Below are 6,707 nucleotides of genomic sequence, written 5' to 3' on the forward strand. Positions count from 1 at the left end.
ATAACTAAATTAGTATATACTGTATTACTAACAGTTTCGTACTACATAAAAATTAAGTTCTCTTATAGAAAAACTGATTTTATATTATCTTAAAATATAATAAAACGTTCAAATCATATTTTGGGTATGTATCTTAATTGTGAATGATGTGTAATTTTTTTGAAGTATAAATATCCAATAAATAGAATAGGTAGTAGGTGCAGAAGTATTAATACTATATTATTCAATTCTTGTTATGAGTACATTAGTGATTGGTAATATTATATTTTTATTATCAACTTTAGTTATTGGAATTAATTTGCATAGAAAATATGTAGGATTAGAAAAAATATACTTTATTGTATATTTTTTTTGTTTAGTTGGATTTACGGTCTCTTTAAACTATTATGTTAATAAAATTAAAAAACTTAATTCTTAATACCCTTATGGTTAAAGCTAACTATAAAATGAAAATATAACTAAATAATAGTTTGTTATGATTTGTGGATTTGGTTTTTTTATCCGAATTTTCTGATTCAAATATTTCAACTTTATGAATATAGTAGGTGAAATATTTGTGTGATAGTATTTGAGATAGAAAAAAGCCAACTTTAAAAAGGATGTGAATTGAATGTGTAAACGACTGTAAAGGGTTATATTAAGGCAACGTTTAGCTGTTATTAGTGTAAGGTAAAGATATATTTTGTAACAGTTGATATAAAAATGAAGGAATAGGTACGCTTTCGTTTGTCTGACTATTTTAAATATACGAAAAATAAGACCGATTTGAGTTTTGACGAAGTTAAATTCTAGGTGAGATGTCAATAATGATTAATTAGGTTTAATAAAGAGGTACCTTATACGCAAAAGCGTTTATATTAGTAACCTAAGGAGCTTGCTTTTATGAAAACTACTGATTCAAAAGGCCTATTAGGAAATAGGGTTTATTTACAAGTTTTCTCTGCCTATTCATTGCTTATGCTTGGTGTTTTTATTGATATGTTAGCGATTATGACTATAGTTGGGTTTGAATGGGAAGTAGATCCTACTATGATTGGGTTGATCCCTGTTGCATATGCACTTCCTGGAATTATTTTTGGCTCATGGGCAGGTGTTATTGCGGATCGTTTTAGAAAAATTCCAATTATGATGTTCTGTAATCTAATGGTTGGTCTAATAACAATTGCTCTTTTATTTGTACAAGATATCCACTGGCTCTTAGTGGCATTAATGATTCGTTCCATTTTTATTGTTTTCTATTATCCTGCACAGCAAACACTAACAAGACAGATTGTATCCCCGGACTTGCTTACTAAAGCAGTAAGTATCAACGGAATAGTAGAGCAGGGTACAAAGATAGTAGGCCCACTTATAGGGGGCATGTTGCTGAGCTGGTTTCAACCAGAGTTCTGCCTCATTATAAGAGCTATAAGTTGTTTATTAGCTACCTTGGTTCTGATACCCACAATAAAATTTAAAGAAACTATATCGAAAGAATTTGTTGAAAAGCAAAAACAAAGTACTTGGACCGCTTGGGTACAAGGGTGGGGTTATGTGTTATCTAATCGGATAATATTATCAACCATGATTTTCGTTACAATAGCCATGGCAGTATTACAATTAGTAGACTCACAATTCCCAACTTTATTTAAGAGCTTATTCCCACATGATAAAAGTAAAATGGGATATATCATTTCTATTATTGGTCTTGGCGGAATACTTGGTGCATTACTAACTCAGAAATTAAAACAATTTCAATATGGCTGGGTAGTATGTGGAGGTATGGTTTTAATGGGAATTGGTTTTGGGGGGATTGGTTTGATAACGCCCGGTACGGTCTTCGTTTTAGCCTATTTAATTAGTTTTATCGCTGGTATCGGAAGTGGGCTGATGCTTGTATCTAATCAAGTCATTTTACAAATAGAATCCGATCAAGATCAAGTAGGAAGAGTATTTGGTATACAAAGCAGTTTAACAAACGCAGTTCTAATTATTTCTCCTGCTATGAGTGGTCCATTAGTGCATTTGTTTGGAGTAACTCAACTCTATGTTTATGGAGGGATTGGGCTTGTTATTATTGGAGTAATTGGAGTTTCACTGCAGAAATATTTATGGGCTAAACATAAACACGAACCTATAAGAGCAAATAATTTTTGAAGGGAAGATTTTTATGACCAATGAGGAATGCTATCCATTAAGCCATCCGCAGCGAAGAATATGGTATACAGAAGTCGTTCATTCTGATAAAGGAATATGTAATTTAAGATTTTTATTTAAACTTCATCGAAAAATGAATTATTCAAAATTAAACCAAGTTGTGAATCGCGTTATCAGTGAAAATGACGGTCTGTGCATTAGGTTAAAAGAAAATGGGCATCAGGAACCGAAACAATATTTTACTAAACATGAAGAACAAGAATTTGAGTTTTTTGATTTCAGTAATGTGGAGAATACAAATTTGCTTGAGGAATGGATTGAGCAGAAAACAAAAGAAACGTTTACATTATTTAATTCAAATTTATACTATTTCGCTTTAATAAAATTAAACGATAATGAATGTGCAGTCTTTGGAAATGTTCATCATATTATTATGGATGGTTTATCAATTCAAATATTTACTGAGCAGATTGCAAAATATTATTATGACATGCATAACGAGAATGAGGAAGGCGAAATTAAAAATTCATATGTTCAATTTCTGACCAACGAACAAACATACTTGAATAGTAGTCGCTTTCAAAAAGATCAAAAGTTTTGGTTAGAGGAATTTAAAACACTGCCATCTGTGACTGGATTGAAGCCTTATAATACGTACCAAGTTAGTACAAAAGCATCACGTGAGACGTTTATATTAACGGAACATTTGAAGAGAAAGATAGAAAAATTTTCTGAAGAATACAAAAATAGTTTATATACTCTTTTTGTTGCTGCTTTTTCGTTGTCCATGTATCGGTGGACCTCATCGCTTGATATTGGTTTAGGAATGGCTTACGGCAACCGTATGAGTAAAATGGAACGAAAATTGATTGGAATGATGGTGAGTACAGTTCCTTTAAGAATGGATATTGATCCAGAAGAAGAAGTACTTTCATTTATTAGTAGAGTGTCCAGAAAACAAAGTAAATCATTAAGACACCAGAAATATCCATTTGATTTGTTATTAAAGCAGATTAATAAAGAGAATAACAGTAATGTGAGACTTTTCGGAACTACGATTGATTATAGGGATCGTGATGAAAGTGGTGACTCACTATGGATTCCAAACAGTGAAGAAGTACAAGATTTTGCAGTTCATATTGAAAATCTAATTGATATAGACTCTTTACATGTACATATTGATTATCGTGAGGAGCTATTTTCTAAGGAAGAGATAGAACGATTCTTTAACGTTATGCTAGTGATACTGGAAAATATTTTTGAAAACCCAAAGCAGAAGGTGGCTGAAATAGAAATCATTTCTGAGGAAGATAAAAGAAAAAGTTTAGTTGAGTTCAACAATCCTAAACTGGATGTCCCACCTCAAGTAACTATTCATGAAATGTTCGAACGGCAAGCGATGATTTATCCAAATGCTATTGCAGTTACGTATGAAAAAGAAAAAATTACTTATAAGGAGCTTAATGAACGTGCAAACCAGTTAGCTCATTATCTGCAGAAAAAGGGAGTAGGACCTGATACTTTAGTTGGACTGTGCGTTGAACGTTCCCTCGAAATGATTGTAGGTATTTTAGGGATTTTGAAGGCTGGTGGGGCTTATGTTCCACTTGATCCTACATACCCAGAGCAGCGACTTCAATATATTTTAGAAGATGCTAGCATTCAGTTATTCGTAACGCAAGAAAGTTTAAAAGAATTGAACTGGTTACCAGAAAATGTTGAGTCGATTTGCCTGGATCGTGATCAAGATGAGATTGGGAAAGAAAGTAAGACTTTGCCGGTTTCTAGTGTCGGTCCCCAAAATCTGGCATATGTAATCTATACTTCGGGATCAACGGGAAATCCAAAAGGCGTTATGATAGAGCATCACAATGTTATACGGTTATTTAAATCGACGGATTGTTTGTATCAGTTTAATGAAAAAGATACTTGGACGCTTTTTCATTCGTATGCATTTGATTTCTCAGTATGGGAAATTTGGGGAGCGTTATTATATGGTGGGAAATTAGTTGTTGTTCCGTACTGGATTAGTCGATCACCTAAGGATTTTTATCAATTATTGGTGGAGGAAGAAGTCACAGTTCTAAATCAGACACCTTCCGCATTCCGCCAATTAATACGAGTGTGTGAACAAGAAGATAAGAATAAAAATTTGCAGCTGCGTTACGTGATATTTGGCGGAGAAGCGTTAGAACCTATTGGCTTGTTACCGTGGTTTCAAAGGTATGGGGAGAAAAAAACACAGTTAATTAATATGTATGGAATTACAGAAACTACAGTTCATGTTACATATTATCCAATTACTCAAGATGATGTGCAGCATGCTTCAAGAAGTAATATTGGAAAGCGGATTCCCGATTTAGAAGTGTATATACTAGACGCTTATCAACAACCTGTTCCTATAGGTGTTGATGGTGAACTTTATATTGGTGGAGCAGGATTGGCACGTGGATATTTAAATAGACCTGAATTAACAGCAGAGCGTTTTATATCTCATCCATTTAGTAGTAATCCGAAAGCAAGATTATACCGGACAGGAGACTTAGCTAGGTATTTGCCAGATGGGAATCTAGATTATCGTGGAAGAATTGATCATCAGGTTAAAATACGTGGTTTCAGAATTGAGATTGGGGAAATTGAGTCTACTTTAAATACATATGCATCTGTAACAGAGGCAGTTGTAATTGTAAGAGAAGATCAGCCGGGCGATAAAAGATTAGTAGCATATGTTGTAGGAGATGGAAATGTAGATGCGTGGAGAGAGTATCTTAAAGCGAAACTACCAAGTTATATGGTTCCTTCGGGATTTGTGGCGATGGAAGCTATTCCACTTACAGCTAACGGTAAAGTTGATCGTGAGGCCTTACCTATGCCAGAGGAAAAGCAGATTAATAGTGAATGTGTTGGCCCTCGGAATAGTAACGAACAGATACTGACTACCATTTGGAAGCGAGTATTAGGTGTTAAAAAGGTGGGAATCTATGATAATTTCTTTGAAATTGGTGGCGACTCGATTCTCAGTATTCAAATCATATCTCAAGCAAGTCAAGTGGGGTTAAAACTTACTCCAAAGCAAATGTTTGAATGCCCAACTATCGCTGAGCTGGCACAAGTGGCTATAGAAACGCAGGGAGTACAAGCGGAGCAGGGAATTGTGATAGGTGATGTGCCTCTTACTCCAATTCAGTGCTGGTTCTTCGAGCAAGAACATCCACATATAGAGCATTGGAATCAATCAATGCTTTTAAGAGTAAAAGAAAGATTGAATGTGAAATTACTAGAGGGAGCGATATTAAATTTACTGAAACATCATGATGCTTTACGTTTCCGGTACGAACAGTTACCAAACGGAACGTGGAGGCAGAGAAATGAAGGGACTGATGAGCTGTCAGTACTCCATGTTGTAAAACGTAATCAAGTTAATGAAAAAGAGTGGAATAAAATAATACAAGAAGAGATGAACATTAATCAAGCTAGTTTCAATTTAGTTACTGGTCCGTTAATGAGAGTATTGTACTTTGAAGATAACTTGACTGGAAATGATCGAATATTCTGGGTGATTCATCATTTAGTAGTAGATGGAGTGTCATGGAGGATCCTATTGGAAGATTTACAGGTGGTATATAACCAGATGAAACAAGGTCAAGAAGTTCGCTTACCTGCGAAAAGTACATCTTTTAAAGAGTGGTCTGAACGACTCCAGACATACAGTGATTCGGGTATTTCAAAAGAAGTACAAAATTATTGGAATGAACAAGTAGAAAAAGAAACGATGAAAATTCCAATGGACTATCCAATACAAGAAACAACAGAAGAATCGATTGATCAAGTGACGAGGACTCTAGGAATAGAAGAAACACAAACATTGTTATACGAAGTTCTAGTCACTCATAAGACAAGGATTGATGAGGTACTATTAACGGCATTAGGACAAGCTATCGTTGATTGTATAAATCAGCAAACCGTTTCTATTCATCTAGAAGGACACGGAAGAGAAGAGATGATTGAAGGTATTGATTTATCAAGGACAGTGGGCTGGTTCACGAGTATTTATCCCGTTCATCTCAATTTTCAAGGAACTCAGACACCTATTGAAGGGTTAAAGGCTGTCAAAGAACAGTTACGTCGAATTCCAAATCGCGGAGTTGACTATGGTATTTTACGTTACTTGAATAAAGGATTACTTCCGTTTTATCAGCAAAAGCCTTCAATAAGCTTTAACTATTTGGGCCAATTTGATCAGGTGTTTTCAAGGGACTCTTTGTTTATGCAAGAGACAGGATTTACATTTTTAGATCATGCTCCAGATTCCAAACCGTCTCATCTAATTGATGTTATCGGAATGGTGAAAGATGAAAAGTTACATTTTATTTGGATGTATAGTAGGGAACAGTTTTCTAAATTAAAAATTCAAGTGATAGCAGATGGTATGTTAAGGCATCTCCGTCAACTTATAAATAAACCAACAACAGAGTCTGCTTTTACGGTATCAGATTTTGCTGATGCAGAGGATCTTACGGAAGAAAACTTAAGCAAAGTATTACTTAAATTAACAAAAAAGAGGGTGTAAA

The 6,707-nt window shown here is 34.4% G+C and carries 2 protein-coding genes; both read left to right on the forward strand.

All coding sequences use genetic code 11. The annotated features are described in order from the left end of the window. The first annotated feature begins 882 nt into the window (after positions 1 to 882). On the forward strand, positions 883 to 2,136 hold the full coding sequence (locus IBT51_RS10600; RefSeq protein ID WP_000858613.1) for an MFS transporter: 1,254 nt from the start codon (positions 883 to 885) through the stop codon (positions 2,134 to 2,136). Between the two features lie 13 nt (positions 2,137 to 2,149). Further along, complete coding sequence (locus tag IBT51_RS10605; protein WP_200458355.1) at positions 2,150 to 6,706, forward strand: non-ribosomal peptide synthetase; 4,557 nt, start codon at positions 2,150 to 2,152, stop codon at positions 6,704 to 6,706. The last annotated feature ends 1 nt before the right edge of the window (position 6,707 follow it).

Source organism: Bacillus sp. S71 (assembly GCF_016625265.1).
GTDB lineage: Bacteria > Bacillota > Bacilli > Bacillales > Bacillaceae_G > Bacillus_A > Bacillus_A cereus.

What these genes read in the sequence shown, in the direction of transcription:
- IBT51_RS10605 (WP_200458355.1), top strand. Translation starts at nt 2,150, where the DNA reads ATGACCAATGAGGAATGCTATCCATTAAGCCATCCGCAGCGAAGAATA.
- IBT51_RS10600 (WP_000858613.1), top strand. Translation starts at nt 883, where the DNA reads ATGAAAACTACTGATTCAAAAGGCCTATTAGGAAATAGGGTTTATTTA.